The organism is Geminocystis herdmanii PCC 6308, from assembly GCF_000332235.1.
GTDB classification, from domain to species: domain Bacteria; phylum Cyanobacteriota; class Cyanobacteriia; order Cyanobacteriales; family Cyanobacteriaceae; genus Geminocystis; species Geminocystis herdmanii.
The window spans coordinates 1973628-1997416 of record NZ_CM001775.1; the positions used below are offsets into that span (position 1 = coordinate 1973628).

General features: G+C 37.4%; 18 protein-coding genes, 2 tRNA genes and 3 rRNA genes. 14 read left to right on the forward strand and 9 right to left on the reverse strand.

What is annotated here, in order from left to right; translation table 11 throughout:
* Positions 1-410: 410 nt before the first annotated feature.
* The 5 genes from SYN6308_RS09870 (at position 411) to rrf (ending at position 5184) form a co-directional block, all read left to right on the forward strand.
* A 16S ribosomal RNA gene (locus SYN6308_RS09870) occupies positions 411-1898 on the forward strand.
* A 67-nt stretch (positions 1899-1965) separates the two neighbouring features.
* A tRNA-Ile gene (locus tag SYN6308_RS09875) sits at positions 1966-2039 on the forward strand.
* 4 nt (positions 2040-2043) lie between these two features.
* A tRNA-Ala gene (locus tag SYN6308_RS09880) sits at positions 2044-2116 on the forward strand.
* A gap of 113 nt (positions 2117-2229) precedes the next feature.
* Positions 2230-5002: ribosomal RNA gene (locus SYN6308_RS09885) — 23S ribosomal RNA — on the forward strand.
* A gap of 65 nt (positions 5003-5067) precedes the next feature.
* Positions 5068-5184, forward strand: a 5S ribosomal RNA gene (gene rrf, locus SYN6308_RS09890).
* The 16S, 23S and 5S rRNA genes sit together here with 2 tRNA genes alongside, the layout of an rRNA operon.
* A gap of 86 nt (positions 5185-5270) precedes the next feature.
* Here rrf and SYN6308_RS09895 read toward each other — a convergent pair.
* Positions 5271-5537 (reverse strand): MoaD/ThiS family protein, encoded by a 267-nt coding sequence (locus SYN6308_RS09895; protein ID WP_017294279.1) that lies wholly within the window; start codon positions 5535-5537, stop codon positions 5271-5273.
* Between the two features lie 66 nt (positions 5538-5603).
* Between SYN6308_RS09895 and SYN6308_RS09900 the strand changes: the two genes are divergently transcribed.
* Positions 5604-6035, forward strand: coding sequence for a hypothetical protein (locus tag SYN6308_RS09900; protein WP_017294280.1), 432 nt, complete (start codon positions 5604-5606; stop codon positions 6033-6035).
* A 46-nt stretch (positions 6036-6081) separates the two neighbouring features.
* Here the strand turns inward: SYN6308_RS09900 and SYN6308_RS09905 are convergent, their stop codons facing one another.
* Together SYN6308_RS09905 and hisB are read right to left on the reverse strand one after the other, a co-directional pair.
* Positions 6082-7143: a phosphotransacetylase family protein gene (locus tag SYN6308_RS09905; RefSeq protein WP_017294281.1), complete on the reverse strand. Its 1062-nt coding sequence runs from the start codon at positions 7141-7143 to the stop codon at positions 6082-6084.
* Between the two features lie 125 nt (positions 7144-7268).
* Positions 7269-7907, reverse strand: a complete 639-nt coding sequence (hisB, locus tag SYN6308_RS09910; protein ID WP_017294282.1) for an imidazoleglycerol-phosphate dehydratase HisB — start codon at positions 7905-7907, stop codon at positions 7269-7271.
* 92 nt (positions 7908-7999) lie between these two features.
* Between hisB and SYN6308_RS09915 the strand changes: the two genes are divergently transcribed.
* On the forward strand, positions 8000-8767 hold the full coding sequence (locus SYN6308_RS09915; RefSeq protein ID WP_017294283.1) for a PIN domain-containing protein: 768 nt from the start codon (positions 8000-8002) through the stop codon (positions 8765-8767).
* A gap of 111 nt (positions 8768-8878) precedes the next feature.
* The gene (gene asnS / locus SYN6308_RS09920; protein ID WP_272943060.1) at positions 8879-10267 is read left to right on the forward strand and encodes an asparagine--tRNA ligase; all 1389 of its coding nucleotides are present in this window, start codon (positions 8879-8881) and stop codon (positions 10265-10267) included.
* A 381-nt stretch (positions 10268-10648) separates the two neighbouring features.
* Here asnS and SYN6308_RS09930 read toward each other — a convergent pair whose 3' ends face one another.
* Both SYN6308_RS09930 and SYN6308_RS09935 read right to left on the reverse strand, forming a co-directional pair.
* Positions 10649-11155 carry a hypothetical protein gene (locus SYN6308_RS09930; RefSeq protein ID WP_017294286.1) on the reverse strand — a complete coding sequence of 169 codons (507 nt, stop codon included), beginning with the start codon at positions 11153-11155 and terminating at the stop codon, positions 10649-10651.
* A complete protein-coding gene (locus SYN6308_RS09935; RefSeq protein ID WP_017294287.1) occupies positions 11152-12405 on the reverse strand; it encodes an AAA family ATPase in 1254 nt (417 codons plus the stop codon). Before SYN6308_RS09935 ends, SYN6308_RS09930 begins: the two co-directional genes overlap by 4 nt.
* Positions 12406-12537: 132 nt before the next feature.
* Between SYN6308_RS09935 and SYN6308_RS09940 the strand changes: the two genes are divergently transcribed.
* Positions 12538-13596: a glycosyltransferase family 4 protein gene (locus SYN6308_RS09940; protein WP_017294288.1), complete on the forward strand. Its 1059-nt coding sequence runs from the start codon at positions 12538-12540 to the stop codon at positions 13594-13596.
* Between the two features lie 19 nt (positions 13597-13615).
* On the opposite strand, the gene SYN6308_RS09945 is transcribed toward SYN6308_RS09940, so the two are convergent.
* On the reverse strand, positions 13616-14173 hold the full coding sequence (locus SYN6308_RS09945; protein WP_017294289.1) for a hypothetical protein: 558 nt from the start codon (positions 14171-14173) through the stop codon (positions 13616-13618).
* Positions 14151-14732, reverse strand: coding sequence for a thioredoxin family protein (locus tag SYN6308_RS09950; RefSeq protein WP_026102010.1), 582 nt, complete (start codon positions 14730-14732; stop codon positions 14151-14153). The genes SYN6308_RS09945 and SYN6308_RS09950 overlap by 23 nt, the downstream gene beginning before the upstream one ends.
* A 275-nt stretch (positions 14733-15007) precedes the next feature.
* On the opposite strand from SYN6308_RS09950, the gene trpB reads away from it, so the two are divergent.
* On the forward strand, positions 15008-16252 hold the full coding sequence (gene trpB, locus SYN6308_RS09955; protein ID WP_017294291.1) for a tryptophan synthase subunit beta: 1245 nt from the start codon (positions 15008-15010) through the stop codon (positions 16250-16252).
* 133 nt (positions 16253-16385) lie between these two features.
* Here trpB and cobQ read toward each other — a convergent pair whose 3' ends face one another.
* Positions 16386-17876, reverse strand: coding sequence for a cobyric acid synthase CobQ (gene cobQ, locus SYN6308_RS09960; RefSeq protein ID WP_017294292.1), 1491 nt, complete (start codon positions 17874-17876; stop codon positions 16386-16388).
* A gap of 163 nt (positions 17877-18039) precedes the next feature.
* On the opposite strand from cobQ, the gene SYN6308_RS09965 reads away from it, so the two are divergent.
* Positions 18040-19149, forward strand: coding sequence for an S-(hydroxymethyl)glutathione dehydrogenase/class III alcohol dehydrogenase (locus SYN6308_RS09965; RefSeq protein WP_017294293.1), 1110 nt, complete (start codon positions 18040-18042; stop codon positions 19147-19149).
* A gap of 688 nt (positions 19150-19837) precedes the next feature.
* Here the strand turns inward: SYN6308_RS09965 and SYN6308_RS09970 are convergent.
* Positions 19838-21841: a ribonuclease catalytic domain-containing protein gene (locus tag SYN6308_RS09970; RefSeq protein WP_017294294.1), complete on the reverse strand. Its 2004-nt coding sequence runs from the start codon at positions 21839-21841 to the stop codon at positions 19838-19840.
* A gap of 97 nt (positions 21842-21938) precedes the next feature.
* Here SYN6308_RS09970 and coaE point away from each other — a divergent pair, with 97 nt between their 5' ends.
* The 3 genes from coaE (at position 21939) to SYN6308_RS09985 (ending at position 23766) form a co-directional block, all read left to right on the forward strand.
* Positions 21939-22529: a dephospho-CoA kinase gene (gene coaE / locus SYN6308_RS09975; protein WP_017294295.1), complete on the forward strand. Its 591-nt coding sequence runs from the start codon at positions 21939-21941 to the stop codon at positions 22527-22529.
* A 164-nt stretch (positions 22530-22693) separates the two neighbouring features.
* On the forward strand, positions 22694-23086 hold the full coding sequence (locus tag SYN6308_RS09980) for a (2Fe-2S) ferredoxin domain-containing protein (RefSeq protein WP_017294296.1): 393 nt from the start codon (positions 22694-22696) through the stop codon (positions 23084-23086).
* Between the two features lie 41 nt (positions 23087-23127).
* The gene (locus SYN6308_RS09985; RefSeq protein WP_017294297.1) at positions 23128-23766 is read left to right on the forward strand and encodes a response regulator transcription factor; all 639 of its coding nucleotides are present in this window, start codon (positions 23128-23130) and stop codon (positions 23764-23766) included.
* The last annotated feature ends 23 nt before the right edge of the window (positions 23767-23789 follow it).

The window sequence follows — 23789 nt, forward strand, 5'->3', positions numbered from 1 at the left end:
CTTACAATTAATTTGTAGGTTGGGTTGAGGAAACGAAACCCAACAAAAACCTTAAACTTGATGGAGTAGGGCGATGCACTGCCCACCAAATCAAAATATTTTTAAAAAGAAAAAACTATATAAATCAACACTTCTAGCCATGCTCAACAAGAAAATGAAAAAAAGATGTCAAAAAAAGTTGCACATTTAAAAAAGATTAGTTATATTAGTAAATGTGCGATTGAGGCAAACGCCCCAGTCTAACACACCACGAACCTCGAAAATTCAATAGTTTGAAAGCCATTTTCAAATATAACATACACCCTTGTTAAAGAACTTTAAATTAACAAAAAAGTATTAAATTACTAAAAACAAAGAGCAATCAAAAAGCTCATTATAGAAGACTGAGTAACGAAAGTAAAAAGAAATCTACAATGGAGAGTTTGATCCTGGCTCAGGATGAACGCTGGCGGTATGCTTAACACATGCAAGTCGAACGGTCTCTTCGGAGATAGTGGCGGACGGGTGAGGAACGCGTGAGAATCTGCCTTTAGGTCGGGGACAACATTTGGAAACGAATGCTAATACCGGATGAGCTGAGAAGTAAAAGATTTATCGCCTAAAGAGGAGCTCGCGTCTGATTAGCTAGATGGTAGTGTAAAGGACTACCATGGCCACGATCAGTAGCTGGTCTGAGAGGATGAGCAGCCACACTGGGACTGAGACACGGCCCAGACTCCTACGGGAGGCAGCAGTGGGGAATTTTCCGCAATGGGCGAAAGCCTGACGGAGCAATACCGCGTGAGGGAGGAAGGCTCTTGGGTTGTAAACCTCAAAACTTAGGGAAGAAAAAAATGACGGTACCTAATATAAGCATCGGCTAACTCCGTGCCAGCAGCCGCGGTAATACGGAGGATGCAAGCGTTATCCGGAATCATTGGGCGTAAAGCGTCCGTAGGTGGCATTTCAAGTCTGCTGTCAAAGACCGAAGCTCAACTTCGGGTAGGCGGTGGAAACTGAAAAGCTAGAGTATAGTAGGGGTAGAGGGAATTCCTAGTGTAGCGGTGAAATGCGTAGAGATTAGGAAGAACACCAGTGGCGAAGGCGCTCTACTGGGCATATACTGACACTGAGGGACGAAAGCTAGGGTAGCGAAAGGGATTAGATACCCCTGTAGTCTTAGCGGTAAACGATGGATACTAGGTGTTGTCTGTATCGACCCGGACAGTGCCGAAGCAAACGCGTTAAGTATCCCGCCTGGGGAGTACGCACGCAAGTGTGAAACTCAAAGGAATTGACGGGGACCCGCACAAGCGGTGGAGTATGTGGTTTAATTCGATGCAACGCGAAGAACCTTACCAAGGCTTGACATCCTGTGAATCTTTCTGAAAGGAGAGAGTGCCTTAGGGAACACAGAGACAGGTGGTGCATGGCTGTCGTCAGCTCGTGTCGTGAGATGTTGGGTTAAGTCCCGCAACGAGCGCAACCCTCGTCCTTAGTTGCCAGCATTAAGTTGGGGACTCTAGGGAGACCGCCGGGGAGAACTCGGAGGAAGGTGGGGATGACGTCAAGTCAGCATGCCCCTTACGTCTTGGGCTACACACGTACTACAATGGTTGGGACAAAGGGAGGCGAAACTGCGAAGTGGAGCGAATCCTGTCAAACCCAGCCCCAGTTCAGATTGCAGGCTGAAACTCGCCTGCATGAAGGAGGAATCGCTAGTAATCGCAGGTCAGCATACTGCGGTGAATCCGTTCCCGGGTCTTGTACACACCGCCCGTCACACCATGGAAGTTGGTCACGCCCGAAGTCGTTACCTCAACCGTTTACGGAGAGGGATGCCGAAGGTGGGACTAGTGACTGGGGTGAAGTCGTAACAAGGTAGCCGTACCGGAAGGTGTGGCTGGATCACCTCCTTAAAGGGAGATTATCGAAAGGTAATCACAAGAGTGTAGAGAATGGCTTTCAGGCTATGAAGGGGTTTAGGGGCTATTAGCTCAGGTGGTTAGAGCGCACCCCTGATAAGGGTGAGGTCCTTGGTTCAAGTCCAAGATGGCCCATGATGGGGGTATAGCTCAGTTGGTAGAGCGCCTGCTTTGCAAGCAGGATGTCAGCGGTTCGAGTCCGCTTATCTCCAGATGAACAAATCAGCACCTAATAGAATGCTGAACGAATGTTCAGTGAGAACCTTGAAAACTGCATAAAAAAGTAAGTAGAAAAGCTAAAAATATCCTACGAGAGTAGGGTAAAGGTCAAGCAAAGAAGGGCTGATGGTGGATACCTAGGCACACGAAGGCGAAGAAGGACGTAGCAACCTACGAAAAGTCTCGGGGAGTCGGAAGCAGACTATGAGCCGAGAGTGTCCGAATGGGGCAACCCTAAAAACACACTCTTAGGAGTGATGAGCGAACCTGGTGAACTGAAACATCTTAGTAGCCAGAGGAAGAGAAAACAAAAGTGATTCCCCTAGTAGCGGCGAGCGAAGAGGGAGAAGCCTAAACCAGAGTTTACGAACTGTGGGGTAGTGGGACATCGATATAGAGAATGGATGTTAAATGAACTAGCTGAAAACTAGACCGTAGAAGGTGAAAGTCCTGTAATTGAAAACAGAAAGGAACTTAGGTGAATCCCGAGTAGCACGAGATAAGTGTAATCTAGTGTGAATCAGCCACGACCACGTGGTAAGGCTAAATACAAAGTGTGACCGATAGAGAAAAGTACCGCGAGGGAAAGGTGAAAAGAACCCCGGGAGGGGAGTGAAATAGAACATGAAACCATCAGCTTACAAGCAATGGGAGTCCGATAGAACGGATGACCGTGTGCCTGTTGAAGAATGAGCCGGCGACTTACAGGCACTGGCGGGTTAAATCGAAAAGATGAAGCCAAAGAGAAATCGAGTCTGAAAAAGGCGTTAGTCAGTGTTTGTAGACCCGAACCCGGGTGATCTAACCATGGCCAGGATGAAGCCCCCGTAACAGGTGGTGGAGGTCCGAACCGACCAATGTTGAAAAATTGGCGGAGGAGCTGTGGTTAGGGGTGAAATGCCAATCGAACCCGGAGCTAGCTGGTTCTCCCCGAAATGTGTTGAGGCGCAGCGGTGTGGAATGTTATTGGGGGTAAAGCACTGTTTCGTTGCGGGCTGCGAGAGCGGTACCAAGATGAGACAAACTCAGAATACCAGTAATTGTAGCACTAGTGAGACGGTGGGGGATAAGCTTCATCGTCAAGAGGGAAACAGCCCAGACCATCAGCTAAGGTCCCCAAGTATTAACTAAGTGAGAAAGGAGGTGGGAGTGCTTAGACAACCAGGAGGTTTGCCTAGAAGCAGCAATCCTTGAAAGAGTGCGTAATAGCTCACTGGTCAAGCGCTCCTGCGCCGAAAATGAACGGGGCTAAGTTAATCACCGAAGCTATGGATTTAGAAATAAATGGTAGGGGAGCGTTCTATATAGGGTGAAGCATTAGCGGTAAGCAGATGTGGACAGTATAGAAGTGAGAATGTCGGCTTAAGTAGCGAAAATTAAGGTGAGAATCCTTAACCCCGAAAGCCCAAGGGTTTCTCCAGAAGGCTCGTCCGTGGAGAGTTAGCCCGGACCTAAGGCGAAGCGTAAAGCGTAGTCGATGGCAAGCAGGTAAATATTCCTGCGTGGCTTTATAGGAGCTATATTCGGGACCCATAGACACGGAAGCACATCCTAAGTGGATTGGAAGCGATTTATCGTGAGTGTGAAAGGAAAGTGGCAAGAAAAGCGAGTATAGTGTTGAGTATAGAGTCCCGGTACCCGAAACCGACACAGGTGGGCAAGTAGAGAATACTAAGGGGAGCGAGAGAACTCTCTCCAAGGAACTCGGCAAAATGACCCCGTAACTTAGGGAGAAGGGGTGCCACCGCAAGGTGGTCGCAGTGAATAGGCCCAGGCGACTGTTTAGCAAAAACATAGGTCTCTGCAAACTCGAAAGAGGAGGTATAGGGGCTGACGCCTGCCCAGTGCCGGAAGGTTAAAGAAGTTGGTTAGTTTAGGCGAAGCTGACGACTGAAGCCCCGGTGAACGGCGGCCGTAACTATAACGGTCCTAAGGTAGCGAAATTCCTTGTCGGGTAAGTTCCGACCCGCACGAAAGGCGTAACGATCTGGGCACTGTCTCGGAGAGAGACTCGGCGAAATAGGAATGTCTGTGAAGATACGGACTACTTACACTTGGACAGAAAGACCCTATGAAGCTTTACTATAGCTTGGAATTGTGTTCGGGCTTTGAGTGCGCAGGATAGGTGGGAGGCTGTGAAGTAATCCTTGTGGGGATTATAGAGCCAACGGTGAGATACCACTCTCTCAAAGCTAGAATTCTAACGGGAGACCGGAAAGTTTCAGGTGGGTAGTTTGACTGGGGCGGTCGCCTCCAAAAAGGTAACGGAGGCGTACAAAGGTTACCTCAGACTGGTTGGAAATCAGTCGAAGAGTGCAAAGGCAGAAGGTAGCTTGACTGTGAGACGAACAGGTCGAACAGGGTGGAAACACGGTCTTAGTGATCCGACGGTGCTGCGTGGAAGGGCCGTCGCTCAACGGATAAAAGTTACTCTAGGGATAACAGGCTGATCTCCCCCAAGAGTTCACATCGACGGGGAGGTTTGGCACCTCGATGTCGGCTCATCGCAACCTGGGGCGGAAGTACGTCCCAAGGGTTGGGCTGTTCGCCCATTAAAGCGGTACGTGAGCTGGGTTCAGAACGTCGTGAGACAGTTCGGTCCATATCCGGTGTAAGCGAGAGAATATTGAGAGGAGCCTTCCTTAGTACGAGAGGACCGGGAAGGACGTACCGCTGGTGTACCAGTTATTGTGCCAACAGTAAACGCTGGGTAGCCAAGTACGGAGAGGATAACCGCTGAAAGCATCTAAGTGGGAAGCCCACCTCAAGATGAGTATTCTGGTGTAAGGTTACGGGAAGAACACCCGTTAATAGGCACAAGGTGGAAGTGCAGTGATGTATGGAGCCGAAGTGTACTAACAAACCGTCCGCTTGACCTAATCTTCAAGGAAAATTCTACTGAAAAATTATGCAGTCTTGAGGGTAGTAAATTCTCAAAGCTATAGCTGGTGTGTCTAGCGTTGTGGAACCACTGCGAACCATCCCGAACTCGTGGGTGAAACGCAATTGCGGCGACGATACTAAGGGGGTAGCCCCTAGGGACAATAGTTCCATGCCAGCTTTAATATTCCATACAAACATAAAAAGCACTCTGATTGATTCGGGGTGTTTTTTTTTAGGATAATTAGGTAATTGACGATTTTGATTTTAACCGCCGCTAACGGGAGGAATTAAGGCAATTTCATCTCCATGATCAAGAAGATAGTCTGGGTTAACAAATTTTAAGTTAACAGCTATTTGAGTTATTTTTGTCCATGATTCGAGGTTTGGTTTTTGTTGGGTTACTATCGATAAAATATCTTTGGCTTTACTGCCTGAGGCGATATTTAAGGTTATTTCTGGTTGTTGATATATTTCTTGATAGATGGCAAATAATTTGATGTTCACGGTGATTAATTCTGATGTTGTTGTCATATTAAATAGGGTTTTATTGTTGGTAGTGAGCTTTAAGTTATAATAATATTTTTGAGATTGTTTTTAATGTTGTTTTTTTCTTTAATTTCTTCTTTTTTTGTCGCTAATAGTCTGTTTTCGATCGAATTTAATGAATTAAAAAAACGTTTAGAAGATTATAATTTTACGGTTAAAATTGAGTCTCCTCCGGTGAGAAGTACCTATGGTTTATTAGAGATAAAAAGTCGTACTATTTGGATTGAACCTTTAGTGTTTGATTTAGGAATTGCTTTACCTACTCTGATTCATGAGGCTACTCACGCCGCTCAATTATGCGGTGGCAAGGGTGAAATTAGAGCTTTAAATTTACCTTTTTCTCCTCCTAATATTAGTCGCCCTTTTTTTACTCATTATAATCATGGTTTAAGGCGACATTTGGAGGCGGAGGCTTATGCTGTACAAACTCATCCTGATGGTTATAATTTGGTACTTTCTTTACTTGATAAGCACTGTAAATAATGAGGAATGAGGAATGAGAAATGAGGAATTAAATTTAAAATTTGTTCTAAATTTTCTCAATTTTTTCTAATAGTAAATCAATGTTAAAGTGTTCTTCAATGAGGTTTTGTACGCATTCTACCTTGATTGTTTCGTGTAATCTTACAGTTCCAAAAGCTCGATCGACTATTTCAACGGTGGTAAGGGTATCAAAATCTACGGTTAAAATGGGGATTTCCAGGTCTTCTGCCCTTGCTAAAATCAATTGTTGAGGGGGAGTATGTCCTGTTAAAATCAAGCAGTTTGTAGAGCTTTCTAAGGCGGCTAGTTGTAAATCGGTTCGATCACTTCCCGTAATTACAGCCATGTTTTGCCGTTGACGAAAATACTCTAAGGCTGAGTTAACATTCATCGCACCTACGGTAAGGCTTTCTACCATTAAGTCTAATCGATCGTCTCGGCATAGTACTTTTGCTTTTAGTTGATATACTAATTCTTTAACACTCACACTTTGCAATAGTCTATCGGTAGGTAACATTCCTAAAATGTCGATACCCTGAGATTGAAAAAAAGGTTTAATACTATTTTCGAGGGTGTCTAGTTGTTGGTGAGGAATACTATTAATTAAAACGCCTATGAGTCGATCTCCTAAAATCTGTTTTGCTGATAGAATTTGATCAATAATTAATAATGGTTCATATTTAACAACTAACAATACGGAAGCGTCTATTTTCTCGCTAATTTCTGGGGCGCTAAGATTAAATAAATTTCCTTGAATTAAATTTCCTGCACCTTCTAAAAGAACTAAATCGGCATCGATCGAGGTACAATATTCGACTAATTGATCTTGATAATTTGTTTCTTTACCTAAATAATCAAGAATAGTTTTTTCATCTAATAGTAATAAGGGTAATTTGATTTGAGATTCAGGTAAATTTAAAATTTGACTAATAAATTGTAAATCTTGTTCATCTTTAAGGTTATCAGAAGGGTTAAAACAAGTGCCAATAGGTTTACCATAACCTAGTTTAATACCTTTATTTTGCAGTTGATGGGCAATGCCTAAAATGGTAGCAGATTTTCCAGTATAAGGTTCACTGGAAGCGATTAATAAATATTTACTGGACATAATAATGAATAAAGTGTGATTTGGCTATTAAGTAAGGAGCAAAAATAAAATATACTTAATGATATATAATTCATGGAGAATAACAACTAATTTAATTGTCAATTATTCATTGTCTATTGTCAATTTTACAACACACCTTTAGAACTAGGTATTTCATGAATACGGCGACTATCGATTTCTAAAGCCATTCTCATGGCTCTGGCAAAGGCTTTAAATGTGGCTTCGATGATATGATGAGAATTAATGCCGTCTAGTTGACGAATGTGTAAGGTAATTTGACTATGATTAACTAAAGCAACAAAAAATTCTCTGACTAATTGAGTATCGTAGTTACCCACTCTTTGAGTAGGTATATCTAAACCATAGCTTAAATGTGGTCGTCCTGAAAAGTCAAGAGCGACTTGAATTAAGGCTTCATCTAAGGGAGCGACAAAATGCCCGAAACGATGGATACCTTTACGATTTCCAACGGCTTGGGCGATGGCTTGTCCTAATGTAATTGCTACATCTTCATTTGTATGGTGATCATCAATCTCAATGTCACCTTTAGCTTGAATGTCTAAGTCGAGTAAGCCATGGGAGCAGATTTGATGTAACATATGATCCAAAAAAGGAACTCCAGTATTAACATTACATTTGCCTTCCCCATCAAGGTTAACTTGTACTTGAATATCAGTTTCTTTGGTGGTGCGACTAACGGAGGCAATACGAGTTTTATGGACGATCGATTCTAAATTATGAGGTAAAGTATTAATGATAGACATGACTTAATTTATTTACGGATATATATAATCAAAATCGTGAGAGTTATTGAGTATAATTAAAACCACTCATGAAAGAGTAGAATTTTAAAATTATGTCCCAAGATATATCTATCATAATCGTTTTTGAACTCAGAGCAATTTTAGCTGGAACTACCCGTGATTGGAGTCAATTTTCAGAGTTAGGTATTTGTTATATTCCGCAAGTGCTGTTAGAGGAATTAGAATTTTTAACAAAAAGGGCTATTTCGGAGGTTGAAGAAAAGACGGCACGGGAATTTATACGTTTTTTTCCTGATAGTGGTTGGCTAGTTACTCAAGGTATGACTCATCATGATGCTTTGACGGTGATGGAAGGGGAAAATTTGAGTAAAAATGCTCGTTTACAATTGGTAATGGCTGAATCCGTATATTATCTGAGTTTAGAAAATGTGAATAAGTTAGTGGTATTAGTCACCAATCAGCAAAATTTACGAGAAGAAGTGGATAATTTGGCACAGGATAACTTAGTAAGTCTAACTTTAGCTCAGTTTACTCAATGGTTACGCACAAAGCAAAAACCGATTAATGTTAGTCAGAAAATTGCTAGTTTTAGTAATGGTAAAATTTCTCATAGAGAGGAATCTTCTCCTATCAAAACTAATGCAAATAGTAATGGTAAAACTGTTTCTATCAATGCTCAAAATTATTCATCGAGGGCAAAAATTAAACCTAAAAATAATACTTTTAATACCATCATTTCGGGATTTTTGGCTATAGGAGGATTAACTATTACGGTGATGATTGCTTGGTATTTTATTCAACCTGAATCTTTTCAACAATTTTGGCTAAAAACGGGTTTTCCCTCTCTAAACAAGAAATAAATTTTTCGATGAAGTAGAGGATAGGAGAGAGGGGATTGTAGTAATAATTGATTTAAAGATTCGTTAAGTGGGTTATAATATTTAAAACTATTATAGGAATGTTTTATGTATATTAATAAAAGAATTATTGAGATTTTAAGACAAGGAAAACCTGAACAAAAAATTAAAATACAAGGGTGGGTAAGAACAAAAAGAGAACTTAAAGATTTTGCTTTTATTGAAGTTAATGATGGTTCTTCTTTAGCTAATTTACAGGTAGTTTTAAATCAAGATTTTCCTGATTATGAACGTATCATTAAAAGGTTAAGTACTGGGGTATCTTTAACCGTAGAAGGGGAATTAGTGGAATCTCCTGCTAAGGGGCAAAAAGTGGAATTAAAGGCTAATTCGATCGAAATTTTTGGAGATTGTGATGGAGAAACTTATCCTTTACAGAAAAAACGTCACTCTTTTGAATTTTTAAGATCGATCGGACATTTAAGAGGAAGAACAAATACCATTGGTGCTGTAATGCGCGTCAGAAATGCTTGTGCGAATGCCATTCATCAATTCTTTCAAAATAAGGGTTTTTTGTGGGTACATACTCCGATTATTACCGCCAGTGATTGTGAAGGTGCAGGGGAATTATTTACCGTTAGTAACTTAAATTTTGAGAAAATTTTACAAGGTAAAAAAGAGAAAATAGACTATTCCGAAGACTTTTTTGGCAGACAGGCTTATTTAACCGTAAGTGGACAATTAGAAGCGGAAATTATGGCGATGGCGTTTGAAAATGTCTATACTTTTGGACCTACTTTTAGAGCAGAAAATTCTAATACTTCTCGACATTTAGCTGAGTTTTGGATGGTTGAACCTGAGATGGCTTTTTGTGATCTTGAAGGGGATCAAAATTTAGCAGAAGAATTTTTAAAATATGTCTTTAATTTTGTCTTAAATAGTTGTCCTGAAGACTTAGAATTTTTTAATCAAAGAATTAATCAAAATGTGTTAAGTAATGCTGATAATATTATTAATAATGAGTTTGCGAGAATTACTTATACTGAAGCTATTAGTTTGTTAGAAAAGTGCGATCGAACTTTTGAATTTCCTGTGGAATGGGGTATCGATTTACAATCTGAACATGAGCGCTATTTAGCTGAAAAATTATTTAAAAAACCAGTAATTGTGACTAATTATCCGAAAGAGATTAAAGCCTTTTATATGCGCTTAAATGATGATCATAAAACCGTTTCAGCTATGGATATTTTAGCACCTAATATTGGAGAAATTATCGGCGGTTCACAAAGGGAAGAAAGATTAGATGTTTTAGAGTCTCGTATTGCTGATTTAGAGATCGATCGAGATAGTTTATGGTGGTACTTAGACTTAAGAAGATATGGTACAGTACCCCATGCTGGTTTTGGTTTAGGATTTGAAAGATTAGTGCAATTTATGACGGGAATGGAAAATATTAGAGATGTGATACCTTTTCCTCGTACTCCCATGAATGCAGAATTTTAAGCAAATAGTGTTTTAATAAAGTAGTCCAGATGAAAAAGGAGCAATACCAAAAAAAATAAGAGAATTAGAAGAGACACGAAGTAATTTTCACTCACTTTGATTTTTAGCTTGATTATGTAAATCATCATAAGGATTAAGTAATGCTATCCAATAACCTGTGTCAGCAAATACTTTTTTCATTCTTCTATTTTGTCAGCCCCATATAGATAATGAGTTAAATTTTTAGATAAATCGGTAGGTAATTTTTGCAAGAGGAATCTGAAAATTTTTGCTTAATATGGCACTCATTTATCTTGACTTTTTACAAAATACAATCACTATGATATTTTTTAGTATAACAGAGATTTTTCTCGTTATATTTGTTTAACTTTTTTATTTAATTTATATCTTTTGTTCAATCACTAATAGAAAACCAGTATCATTTTTAAATTTTTGCATTTGTTGTTTATGGGAATATTGAAAATAAGGTTTTTTACGATTAGCTATATAAGCCTTTTTAGATTTATAATCAGCTAAATTATGATTAGTGACAAAATTACTAATAGTTGTCCTAAGTTGTTTATCTCCTTTGTCTATCCAAACTTTATTTTGATAATCTCTTTCCTTTAACTCTACAAAAATAATATTATTTTGATAAGTAAGCATTCCATCACAACGATTATCCATTTTACCATTAGCTTTTCTAATTTCGATACAATTATCAATAGCGGTAAATGTTATTTCTATGGCATTGATATTTTCAACGATCGCAATCCATTTGGTTTGTTCATTAGCAATATCCGAGTCAATATAAGCTGGAGCTTGTGGTAATGAAGAATCATCACAAATTCCAAATTTTAACTTAGATGTTTTACTTTGACAACGCTCATCAAAAAAATTTATACTCATAATTGTTCTTCAATTTCTAGTAAATTATCAAAAAAATCATTAGTTTCTGCCAGTGAAAGATTCAAATAATTTTCATCAGAAGGTAATCCATCATAATTGTAAAGTTTTTGAATTTCTCCTTCTTCTGTTAATTCATATATAACAGAATCTTCTGAGGAGATAAGAGAATCTTTTGGCACAATTTTTTCTAATTGTTCTAGTAAATCTGAATTGGAAGAATTAGAAGATTCAATTTCTTTTTTGACTTTATCTGCCTTAATTGCTAATGTAAGATAGTTAATAATATAAGGACTATGAGTTGTCAAAATTAATTTATTATTAGTTATTAAATTAGCAAATTCTAATAATTTATAAAACACATTTTTTTGAGATGTAGGATAAAGATTTTGTTCTATTTCTTCAACAATATTAATAAAACATTCAGGACGATATTGAGAAGATAAAAGTTTTAATGCCGCATCTTTAAGTTCTTCCGCAAGGGAATCATCGGATATAATTTTTTGAACTTTAGCTTGTAATATTTTTTGTTCTTCCACACTAAGTTGATTTTGAGAAGTTTCTTGGTTTGGATTAATCGATAAAGCAATATTTTGAGAGACTAAAAATAAAGGAACAAAAGATTGAAAACCACTGGAAGACTCTGATAAATTTAATTTATAATCATTGCCGATAATATATGATTGTTGTGTATTTTCATCAAATTTAAACTTAACATTACCGACAGGTAAAATTAAATCTTCCTCTGATAATTCCTGTTTCGATCGTTCTAATTCTTCCCAAAAATCAGATAATGATCTTGATAAACCTTTTAATTTTTCAGGTTTTCTCACAACACTAAAAAAATTACGTTCTGCGGGGATATATAAAATTTTAGGTACAACATATTTTCTATAATTATTTGTCAATGACTCTTGTTTTTCAATGTTTAAATTTCCTCCTTGAAAAGAAAAGTTATAAGCATTTCCTTTATATTCAATTTCTGTATCTGATGAAAAATAATTTTTTAAATTATGATAACCACAATATAGATTAATAAATCGTTTATAGGTAGTCACATTTTTTTCGTCTAAATTTCCTATATATAAAGTTTTTTCAAGCCAACTTAGTGTTGAAATTAATTTAGCAATGCTACTTTTTCCTGTACCTTGATTACCAATAAAAATAGTTATTTTACGGATGTTAATAAATCCGTTATTTTCAGAAAAACCTGATTTTATTGGACCAAAATTTTTAACTTTAATTTGATTCATAATATTTTTGTTGATTAGATATTGCATATAATTTCATTCAGTAATTTATTTTTTGTAAAAATAAAAATATTGCTTTAAGAAGTATATATTTTTATGGGATAATAAGGAAAAATCTCGATCGAAATCGAAATAATGAAAATTTTAATTTTATCTACTCCTGTGGGTGCATTGAGTTCAGGTATCGGCGGTGGGGTAGAATTAACTATCTATAATTTAATTCAAGAAATGCAAAGGCGTAAGCATATCGTTAAAGTAGTCGCTCCTCAAGGTTCGTCTTTTCCCCATACTGATATAGTAGAAATAGAAGGAAATTTGCACATACCCGCCCAAACTCAAAGCCGTGATATTCCTACTATCATGCCCGAAAATTCTGTATTAGCAAATATGTGGGAATACGCAAGACAGGTACAATCAAATTATGATGTATTGGTAAATTTTGCCTTTGATTGGCTTCCTTTTTATCTTACTCCTTTTTTTCAGAGTTCGATTGCACACTTTATCAGTATGGGATCATTATCTGATAGTTTGGATCAAATTATGGCACAGACGGCGAAAAAATATCCTCAAAACTTTGCTGTTTATACCAAATCTCAGGCGCAAACTTTCCCTTTTCCTGATGTTTGTCAATGTTTAGGCAGTGGCATCGATTTATCTCTATACGAATTTAGGGAAAAACCAGACAAAAAATTAGCATGGTTAGGGAGAATTGCACCAGAAAAAGCCTTAGAAGATGCGGTTAAAGCCTCAGAAATAACTCAAATACCTTTACTTATTTTTGGCAAAATTCAAGATGAAAACTACTGGCAAAATATTCTCACACAACATTCCAACGCACCTATAGAATATCGTGGTTTTTTATCTACGGTGGATTTACAGAGAGAATTAGGTTACTGCCAAGGCTTATTAATGACTCCCCGTTGGGTAGAAGCTTTTGGAAATGTTGCCATTGAAGCCTTAGCCTGTGGTGTGCCTGTTATTAGCTATGCTAGAGGAGGTCCAGCGGAAATCGTCACCGATGGAAAAACAGGATTTTTAGTAACTCCCGACAGTGTTGAAGAATTAGTCAATGCCATTAACCGCCTTTCGGAAATTAACCGTGATGATTGTCGGAAGATAGCAGAACAAGAGTACTCTTTAACTGCTTGGGGCGATCGTTTTGAGGCATGGTTGAAATGTGTGATGAAGGGATGATAAGGCAAAATTTCCTAATTTAATCACAGGGTTTAAGGGTAAAAAGACTGAGTAATTTTTCTTCTTCTTGATACTCAGAAAAACGCATAGATTTAAGGTGTCTGGCATTTAAAATTATTGAGTAATTATAAAACTCATATCTAGTGAGTAAATGGGGATAACTAGGAGATATTTGCTCCCAAAATTTTTCTCCTTCAAAGGTTAATTGTTCTTCTAATTTTAACCCTATTTCTTCTTCTAAACCTCGATAAGCACCTTGTAAGGGATTTTCATTTTTTTTGAGTTTTTCGGTAATATTATTTAACTCCCGTTTTCTTTCTATTCCTTTTAAAAATATTTGCTTATCTTCTATTAGTTGAAAATATCGATCGCCCAGTTTAAATTTAACATCGATCGAGCTTACTTTTAGTAATCTAACTAATATTTTATCAACGATTTTTAACTCTGATTCTCCTTCTTGAATCTCAATAAATAATTCCTCGATGGTTTTATTTCCTTGATGGTGATTCCAATGTTGAGTATCAATATTATATTGTAATAATAATTCTTTTAATTCAATTAAAGTATTCGGGTTCATTGCCTAATTTCCATTTAATATTACAACCTACACTTGGTTTTTGTTCTATCTCGATCGATTGATCTAATAATAAAGCATCGATGCTCGATCGTAAATCTTTTCCCGTAACAGGTATATTTAAACTAGGACGACTATCATCTAATTGACCACGATAAACCAATTTTAAATTATGATCAAATAAATAAAAATCAGGGGTACAAGCCGCTTTATAAGCCTTAGCAATATCTTGATTTTCGTCATAACAAATAGGAAAATTAAAGCCTTCTTCTTGTGCCATTAACTTTAAATTGTCAGGAGAATCATCAGGATAATTAACCACATCATTACTGCTAATTGCCACGATACCTAAATTTTTATCTTGATAATCATAGCCTAGTTTTGCTAATTCCGTTTTAATATGTTTTACAAATGGACAATGACGAGAAATAAACATCACTAATAAACCTTTACATTCCCGAAAATCATCTAAAGAAATAATTTTATCAGAGACGGTATCAAGCAAAGAAAAGAAAGGTGCATCACTATTTAATACCAACATTGTCGAAGAAGTTAATACCATAAAAATAATAATAAATAATAGGTTTATTGAACAATAAAAGTAAACTTAATCTCAATTCTAACGAAAATTAACAAAAGTTCGATCGAGCAGCGCCACTTTTAGTGATCGAACTGTACCACTTTTGGAAATCATTATTTTCGACTTTTTTGAGACATGAGATGACAAGAAAAAGACTAGAGATAGGTATCAAAATGGGTTTCAATCACCCAGATAAAATTAATTCCTTGGTGAGTATAAAATAGAAAAGGAATCAACTTTAATCAAATCTAAAAATTGTGACTGTTACACCTATTAAAAATAATTCTAATTTAACTCAAGTACCTGACAACTTTGGACGTTTCGGCAAATACGGCGGAAAATATGTACCCGAAACCCTCATGCCCGCCCTGAGTGAATTAGAAACCGCCTATAGTCAGTATAAGCTCGATCGAGACTTTCAAGCAGAATTAAATCAATTACTAAAAGACTATGTAGGTAGAGCAAACCCTCTATATTTTGCCGAAAGACTCACCCAACATTACGCTAAACCAGACGGCACAGGCGCTCAAATTTACCTAAAACGAGAAGACTTAAACCATACAGGCGCTCATAAAATTAATAATGCCCTAGGGCAAGTTTTACTCGCCGTGCGCATGGGGAAAAAACGTATTATTGCAGAAACAGGAGCAGGACAACATGGAGTTGCCACCGCCACCGTATGCGCTCGTTTCGGTTTAGATTGTGTAATCTATATGGGTGTAGAAGATATGGAACGCCAAAAGCTCAACGTTTTTAGAATGAGACTTTTAGGGGCAAAAGTTCAACCTGTATCCGCAGGAACTGGCACACTCAAAGATGCTACGTCCGAAGCCATTCGAGATTGGGTAACAAATGTTGAGACTACTCATTATATCTTAGGTTCGGTGGCTGGGCCTCATCCTTATCCGATGATGGTAAGAGATTTTCATGGAGTCATCGGCAAAGAAACCCGTAGCCAGTGTGTAGAAAAATGGGGCGGTTTACCAGATATTTTACTCGCTTGTGTGGGCGGTGGCTCAAATGCTATGGGTTTATTTTATGAGTTTGTCGGCGATGCTTCTGTGCGTTTAATTGGAGTGGAAGCGGAAGGAAGCGGTATTGCTTCAGGAAAACACGCTGCCACTTTAACTCAAGGCAAACCCGGAGTTTTACACGGTGCTATGAGTTATTTACTTCAAGATACAGAAGGGCAAGTAACAGAAGCCCATTCTATCAGTGCAGGGTTAGATTATCCGGGAGTAGGACCAGAACATAGTTACTTAAAAGATGAAGGTAGAGGAGAATATTACAGCGTCACCGATGGGGAGGCTTTAGAGGCTTTTCAATTGGTATGTAAACTAGAAGGTATTATTCCTGCCTTAGAAACTGCTCACGCTTTTGCTTATCTGGAAAAATTATGCCCTAATATTGAAGGTAGCCCTCGTATTGTTATTAATTGTTCTGGACGTGGTGACAAAGATGTGCAAACTGTTGCTAAATATATTGATGGCATAGACTTGTAATTTACAATTAGATTATAGGTGTTGAAAATTAAGAATTAAGAATTAAGAATTAAGAATTATCTCCCCAACTCCCTAATTCCCTAATTCCCTAATTCCCTAATTCTCCTAATTCCCTAACTCCCCTTCTCTCTAATCAAAGATTATCGAATAAAGATTCTAAATCAAGGTGTTTTTCGATTAAATCTGCTAAAGAATCTAGTAATTCTTCCCTTTGCTGACGATAATTACTAATACCTGTGGGTAAGGATGGTAAACCTCTTTTTTGTCTTAATGTATTTAACCACGCTCTGCGCCATGCACCATTGTCGAAGATTCCATGAAGATAACATCCCCAGACATTTTTGCTTTCATTTACTATGCCTAAAGTGTCATCATCAAATATAGGAAAATAATTCATCTTTTTTTGTTTACCCACAGAAGGGATTATTTCTGTATATCCTTGATGGATTTCATAACCATCTACGGGTAAACCTTGTTGGGGATAATTAGCGAAGACTTCTCGTTGACGGGTGATTTTTTCTCGTTTTAAAATGGTTTTGATGGGTAATAAGTCTAATCCTTGACAATTTTCTGCTAATCCTTCAAGATGATCAGGATCACATATTATCTGTCCTAACATTTGAAAACCACCACAAATCCCTAAAATTGTGCCTCCTGATTCGACATATTCTTGAATTTGTGTCATCATTCCTGTTTTTTGCAATATTTCTAAGTCTTCGATCGAAGTCTTAGTGCCGGGTATAATAACAGCATCAGGATAGCCTAATTGTTCGTAAGGTTCAATATATTCTATTAAAACTCTATCTTCCGCTTCAAGGGGATCAAAATCGGTAAAATTGGAAATATGAGGTAATTTTATCACACTAATCTTTAATTCATAACCTTTTTTGTGATTGGTTCGATCGAGCAAACCAAGGGAATCTTCCGAAGGTAAAGCCGAATCAAACCAAGGAATCACCCCCAACACAGGAATTTGGGTATAGTTTTCTAACCATTCTATACCCGGAGTTAAAATAGTTACATCACCTCTAAACTTATTAATCACGATACCCTTAATTAACGATCGTTCTTCTGGTTCAAGGAGTGCTAAAGTACCGACAATATGAGCAAAAACTCCCCCCCTTTCAATATCCGCCACCAAAATAGTCTCAGCGTTGAGATGTTTTGCCACTCGCATATTGGTTAAATCACGATGTTTAAGATTTATTTCCGCAGGGCTACCAGCTCCCTCACATACTACCAAATCAAATTCCTGTGCTAAAATCTCCAGACATTCTTTGATATTATCCCAACCCTTATCAAAATAATTTTCATAGTATTCCTTCGCATTGGTAACTCCTACTACCTCACCCTTCATAATCACCTGAGAAGTCATATTACCTTGAGGTTTAAGTAAGATAGGATTCATCTCTACCCTAGGGGCAATTTTCGCACCCCATGCCTGTAGTGCTTGAGCATATCCCATTTCCCCCCCCGTTGCCGTTACATAGGCATTTAAAGCCATATTTTGTCCTTTAAAAGGAGTCACTAACCAACCTTTACGCCATAATAAACGACATAAACCCGTGACTAAAGATGATTTTCCAGCGTGGGAAGTAGTACCCACTACCATAATTGCTTTCATAGTGAATAATTAGACTTCTTGCAGAAATCGAGTAATGAGTAATAAGTCATAAGTTAAGAAATTTATGTTTTCAACTTTACAGTAGATTTTACTTTTTATTTTGCACTCGTGTCTATTAATAATTGATAATTGATAGTGGATAATTGATAGTTGATAAATAATTATGAAAGTAAAAGCCGCCGTTGCCTTAGAAGCAGGAAAACCACTCTCGATCGAAATTATAGACTTACAACCCCCTCAAGCAGGAGAAGTCTTAGTCGAAATAAAAGCCACGGGAATTTGCCATACCGATGCCTATACTTTATCAGGAAAAGACCCTGAAGGTTTATTTCCCAGTATCTTAGGTCATGAAGGAGCTGGAGTTGTGGTAGAAGTAGGTAAAGACGTTAAAAGCCTGAAAGTGGGAGATCATGTGATCCCCTTATATGTGCCAGAATGTCGAGAATGTGAATATTGTCTCAGTTTCAAGACTAATCTTTGTCAGGCAATTCGAGTTACTCAAGGTAAAGGTTTGATGCCCGATGGTAGTAGTCGTTTCTCCCTCGATGGTAAGCCTTTATATCATTATATGGGGACTTCTACCTTTGCTAATTATACCGTTGTGCCTGAAATTGCCTTAGCGAAAATTCGTCAAGATGTGCCTTTTGAAAAAGTTTGTTATATCGGTTGTGGTGTAACGACTGGAGTTGGTGCAGTTATTAACACCGCCAAAGTTGAAGCTGGGGCGAATGTTATCGTTTTTGGTTTAGGAGGTATCGGTTTAAATGTCATCCAAGCCTGTCGTATGGTAGGGGCAAACATGATTATCGGTGTGGATATTAATTCTAGCAAAAGATCGATCGCCGAAAAATTTGGTATGACTCACTTTGTTAACCCCCAAGAAGTAGAAGGTGATTTAGTGCCTTATTTAGTTGACTTAACCAAAGGAGGAGCAGACTATACTTTTGAATGTATAGGCAACACTAAAGTTATGCGTCAAGCCTTAGAATGTTGTCATAAAGGTTGGGGAGTTTCCACTATCATCGGTGTTGCTGGTGCAGGAGAGGAAATTAGTACAAGACCTTTCCAATTAGTGACAGGACGAGTCTGGAAAGGAAGTGCCTTTGGCGGTGCAAGGGGAAGAACTGATGTACCTAAAATTGTCGATTGGTATAAAGAAGGCAAAATTAATATTGACGATTTAATCACCCATGTCATGCCCTTAGAAGAAATAAACACCGCTTTTGATTTAATGCACAAAGGGGAATCCATTCGCAGTGTCGTGACGTTTTAAATCTTGACTTATACGGGAATACCTCAGTTCGATAAAAGAATTCTTGAGGTTAATAGGTTTCAGGTGGCAGGTTGCAGGTTGCAGGTTTCAGGTGTAGTTTTCAGAAGATGATATAATTCTATCAAAAAATTGAACATAAACAAATCAATTAAGATATATTTTTTGTCAATTCTTTAACCCTTTCCGATACCTGACACCTAACACCTTTACAGCACCGAAAATTTTATGGTTCACTCAGGTTATACAGGAATGCGAAAATGAAAGATTCTGATAGACTAGATTATAAATTATCTAGGGTTTGCTGAATAAGTCAGAAAACTATAAAAATCAAAGGTTTAGACATAATACATTCACCAAAAAGTGTGCAGTTTTAAGGATTTTTATTCAAAAATTCAACACTTTTAACCTTATTTTTTAAAATACAACTATACTCATTCTATCTATTATACTCATCAAGGTTATAATCTGATGTTGCAAAATGTACAGTTGCCTTTTGCCTACTTGCCTTTTGCCTACCTTCACCAAACTCAAGTTATACCCTCGCCAAGTATAACAGCATCAAAACCTTGATGTTTCAGTATTTCTCCTATCTCCTGTCTCCTAACTCCTATCTCCCTAATCGATAAAGACTATGAGGCAAACCCTAGTTAATGTTATCGAATATCTTAGAAAAATTTGTTTAAGACAATTAATTCATAATCGCTTCTTTGAAACGAATTTCATCCCGTTGAGGATCACAGAAATGTACTTGTAGTCTAATTTGTTCGCCAATTTTTGGAACACGATCGAACCTATGGGGAAATTCTAAACCTAAATCTTCTAATAAAATCAAGGCTAAATTCTCGTCTTCCCGTAACCAGCGCAAGACTAAACCATGCCAAACTTCGCTACTATGTTTTAGTAAATATTGTAAACTCCAATAACGATTCGTTTGTCTTTCAACTAATACCGCTTCGGAAGATGTTGCCATGACTTCAAAAATCATCTCTTGCATTCTATCCCGTGGGAAAGGTAATTCATCCCCCTGTAGGTAGGCTTTGATTTGAAAATGGGCGAGTAAGTCAGTATAACGACGAATAGGGGAGGTAACTTGGGTATAGGTTTCTAAACCTAAACTAGCATGACGTGCCGCCGATAATCCTGTTTCACTTTTTGGCATACAACGTCTTAAAGCACATGATCTTACAGGCCCAGGGGGCAAAAGTATTAATTCTTCTTCTGGGGGTAATTCGGGTTGGGGTTGACTGCGAAAGGCAACGGGAATACTGTTTTCTTGACAGAATCTTCCTGCGATTTCTCCCGTTAAAATCATCATTTCGGCTACTAATGAACGAGAAAAAGAGGGATCAAGTAGCTCGATCGAAACTTCTTCATTGTCCTTCACTTTAATAATAGCTTCAGGCATAGAAATCATAACAGAGCCATTATCTTTGCGCCACTGCGATCGTTTTTTGGCGGCTTCGGCTAACTGTTTTACCTCTTTTTCCGCTTGAATATCTAAATGCAACATTTCGTCAACATCATGATAGGTTAAACGGTAAGTTGGCTTAATGAGGGTAGAGTGAATTTCATAGTCTATAACCCCGCCATCATCGGCTAGAGTTACCCCAAAACTCAATGCAGGGCAAATTTGACCCTGAACTAAACTCATGGGTCCTGTAGCTAATTCTGGGGGAAACATGGGAATCATTCCCGTAGGAAGGTATAAACTGGTACTACGTTTACGCGCTTCTTTGTCTAAAATGTCGTCGGGCTTGATTAAACGGGTAGGATCTGCTATATGTATCCAATAACGTAATGTGCCATCTTCGAGGGTTTCTACGCTTAAACCGTCGTCGATTTCTTCGGTAGTTTCGTCATCGATCGTATATACTTTATGATGAGTTAAGTCTAACCGATTTGACAAGTCATCGATCGAACCTGTGGTAATTTGTTCGAGAATTAGATGCGCCGCTTCGGATACTTGTAGTGGGAAGTAGTTGGGATAAGAACTACGACGTAAAAAGATATTTTCGTGTTTATCCCATAGTTTCAAATCTATGAGTAATTGTACGGCAGAATCACCGCTTTTGGGTCGATCGAGTGCTTCTAAAATTTCTTGGGCTTGTTTAGGAGGGTTATCAGGTTGTAAGGCATATTTTTCTAAAAAGTTGAGTCTGACGGAATCGCCATTTTCCCATTTGAAGGTTTCCCCTGCTAAAGCCTTTTGTAGTTTGAGGATAAACCCTTCTTTTTCCTGTTTTTTTTGCTCTTCGATTTCAATTTTATGCTTAATTTCTTCTACTTGAGAGTTCGATCGAGGTTCATAAATATCCCCTTTTTTCTTAAAATAAATTTTATCCTCAGAAAGCAAAACATGGGTTGCATAGCACACCGCAGGAGTATCTTCCGAAAAAATCAGAGATGCCAATTCAGAAGGAGTGACAGGAGTAGCATCTTCCACCAATAATTCCCAAGCCGTTTCTAAACTAGATTCATCTAAATAAGGTACAATATCTTCCTTAAATTGGGGTATTTCCGTGTATTTAAAAGATTGTCCTTGAATTTGATAATCTACTCTTTGAGGACGAATTTTGTGGGGATTTCCTCTTTCATCAATGGCAATCCAATCTTTTTTGCCTTCTGGTTTATCTATTACTGCTAAACGACGATCGTTATTAACTCTAAATTCAACTAAAGTACCTTTTTCCACCCTTATCAGTCCTTAATCTCTAATTTCGATTACCTTATCTAATGTACCTCATTAGTGGATAATTGAGAATAAGTTATAGTAAAAGTAGAAAAGCCCGATGATTATTGGTTTAACGGGAGGAATTGCCACAGGAAAATCGACTGTATCCAACTATTTGCAAGAAAAATATGCCATTCCAGTATTAGATGCTGATATAATTGCAAGGGATGCAGTTAAAATTAATTCTTCTATTTATTATAATATTATCGATCGATATGGAGAAAATATTTTATTAAATGATGGTAACTTAAATAGAAACAAGTTAGGTAATATTATTTTTAATAATTATGCTGAAAAAATCTGGTTAGAATCAAAGATACATCCTTTTGTTAGAGATAGTTTTGAGAGAAAAATTCAAGAGTTATCTAACCCGATAATTATCTTATCTATTCCCTTACTTTTTGAAGCAAACATGACAGATTTAGTCGATCAAATTTGGGTTATAAATTGTGATTTTGCGACTCAACTCGATCGATTAAAAAGTAGAAATAATTTAACACAAAAACAAGCAGTCGATCGAATAAATAGTCAAATGCCCTTATCAGAAAAAGTTAAAAAAGCAGATATTGTGATTGATAATAATCATAATTTACTCGAATTATACGATCGAATAGATGAGATAATGTCAATAGAAAGTAATAAAAATTAATCTAATGACAAGTCTAGCCTTTTTGTTGGGTAGCCCTCTCAACCCTTAACTTAAGAGTGTCAATTTGGTATCGTTGCTCAACACGGAGAAAATAATTGAGAAAACTTTTTTAGATTTGAGGAAATTTTAGGTTAAAATATTTGGTTGTCATCTATAAAAAAGTCATGTTAACAGAATCAGTGACAAAACTGGGATTATCCCACATTAAACGTCATGTTTTTCTTTGTTGTGATCAAGCTAAACCAAAATGTTGCAGTAAAGAAGATAGTATGAAGTCATGGCAATATCTAAAAAAAAGGTTGAAAGAACTGAATTTAGATCATCCTACCTCCGATAATCCTTATGGTGTATTTCGCACTAAAGCTGATTGTTTAAGGGTATGTATAGAAGGACCGATACTATTAGTCTATCCTGATGGTACATGGTATCGTAACGCAACTCCAGAGACGATCGAAAAAATTATTCAAGAACATCTAATAGGCAATAAAATAGTAACAGAATATTTATTTCATCAACATCCATTACCTTTGTCAGAAACAGAGGATACATCTGGTTAATCGATTAATTGCGCACACACCTTAATTACTGACGGCAAATCATGAAAGATACTACCCCGCACAAACTATTATTAATAGATGATGATCCCAACTTAATTTTATTAGTAAAAGACTATTTAGAATTTAATGGTTATGAAATTTTAACCGCCAGTCAGGGAATGGAAGCAATGAAAATACTGGAAAAACAAACCCCTGATTTAATTATCTGTGATGTGATGATGCCAGAAATGGATGGTTATACTTTTGTGGAAGAAGTAAGAAAAAATAGTAATTTTGATTCGTTGCCCATCATCTTTTTATCAGCAAAAGGACAAAGTAAAGAAAGAATCAAAGGTTTAACTAAAGGTGCAGATGTTTATATGGTAAAACCTTTTGAACCTGATGAGTTAGTGGCACAAGTTGAATCAATTTTAAATTATAGTCTCCGTTTAATGGGGACTTGCCATCGAAAACCTGATAATTCACAAAAAATACAAGTTCCTAAAAGTGTCGAATTGACTGCCACAGAAACAAAAGTTGTTGACTTAGTCGCCCAAGGATTCTCCAATCGAGATATTTCCGTAGCGTTAGGTATTAGTCAAAGAACCGTAGAAAGTCATGTTTCTAATATGTTAAATAAAACAGGTTTACATAATCGTACCGAATTATCTCGCTGGGTAATGGAAAATGAGCTAGTGTGATGAGGGGAGTATTAGGTTAAAGT

What these genes read in the sequence shown, in the direction of transcription:
- SYN6308_RS09905 (WP_017294281.1), bottom strand. Translation starts at nt 7,143, where the DNA reads ATGTCCAGTAAATATTTATTAATCGCTTCCAGTGAACCTTATACTGGA.
- SYN6308_RS09915 (WP_017294283.1), top strand. Translation starts at nt 8,000, where the DNA reads ATGTCCCAAGATATATCTATCATAATCGTTTTTGAACTCAGAGCAATT.
- coaE (WP_017294295.1), top strand. Translation starts at nt 21,939, where the DNA reads ATGATTATTGGTTTAACGGGAGGAATTGCCACAGGAAAATCGACTGTA.
- cobQ (WP_017294292.1), bottom strand. Translation starts at nt 17,876, where the DNA reads ATGAAAGCAATTATGGTAGTGGGTACTACTTCCCACGCTGGAAAATCA.
- SYN6308_RS09950 (WP_026102010.1), bottom strand. Translation starts at nt 14,732, where the DNA reads ATGGTATTAACTTCTTCGACAATGTTGGTATTAAATAGTGATGCACCT.
- SYN6308_RS09935 (WP_017294287.1), bottom strand. Translation starts at nt 12,405, where the DNA reads ATGAATCAAATTAAAGTTAAAAATTTTGGTCCAATAAAATCAGGTTTT.
- SYN6308_RS09945 (WP_017294289.1), bottom strand. Translation starts at nt 14,173, where the DNA reads ATGAACCCGAATACTTTAATTGAATTAAAAGAATTATTATTACAATAT.
- SYN6308_RS09900 (WP_017294280.1), top strand. Translation starts at nt 5,604, where the DNA reads ATGTTGTTTTTTTCTTTAATTTCTTCTTTTTTTGTCGCTAATAGTCTG.
- SYN6308_RS09985 (WP_017294297.1), top strand. Translation starts at nt 23,128, where the DNA reads ATGAAAGATACTACCCCGCACAAACTATTATTAATAGATGATGATCCC.
- SYN6308_RS09940 (WP_017294288.1), top strand. Translation starts at nt 12,538, where the DNA reads ATGAAAATTTTAATTTTATCTACTCCTGTGGGTGCATTGAGTTCAGGT.
- SYN6308_RS09895 (WP_017294279.1), bottom strand. Translation starts at nt 5,537, where the DNA reads ATGACAACAACATCAGAATTAATCACCGTGAACATCAAATTATTTGCC.
- SYN6308_RS09980 (WP_017294296.1), top strand. Translation starts at nt 22,694, where the DNA reads ATGTTAACAGAATCAGTGACAAAACTGGGATTATCCCACATTAAACGT.
- SYN6308_RS09965 (WP_017294293.1), top strand. Translation starts at nt 18,040, where the DNA reads ATGAAAGTAAAAGCCGCCGTTGCCTTAGAAGCAGGAAAACCACTCTCG.
- SYN6308_RS09930 (WP_017294286.1), bottom strand. Translation starts at nt 11,155, where the DNA reads ATGAGTATAAATTTTTTTGATGAGCGTTGTCAAAGTAAAACATCTAAG.
- hisB (WP_017294282.1), bottom strand. Translation starts at nt 7,907, where the DNA reads ATGTCTATCATTAATACTTTACCTCATAATTTAGAATCGATCGTCCAT.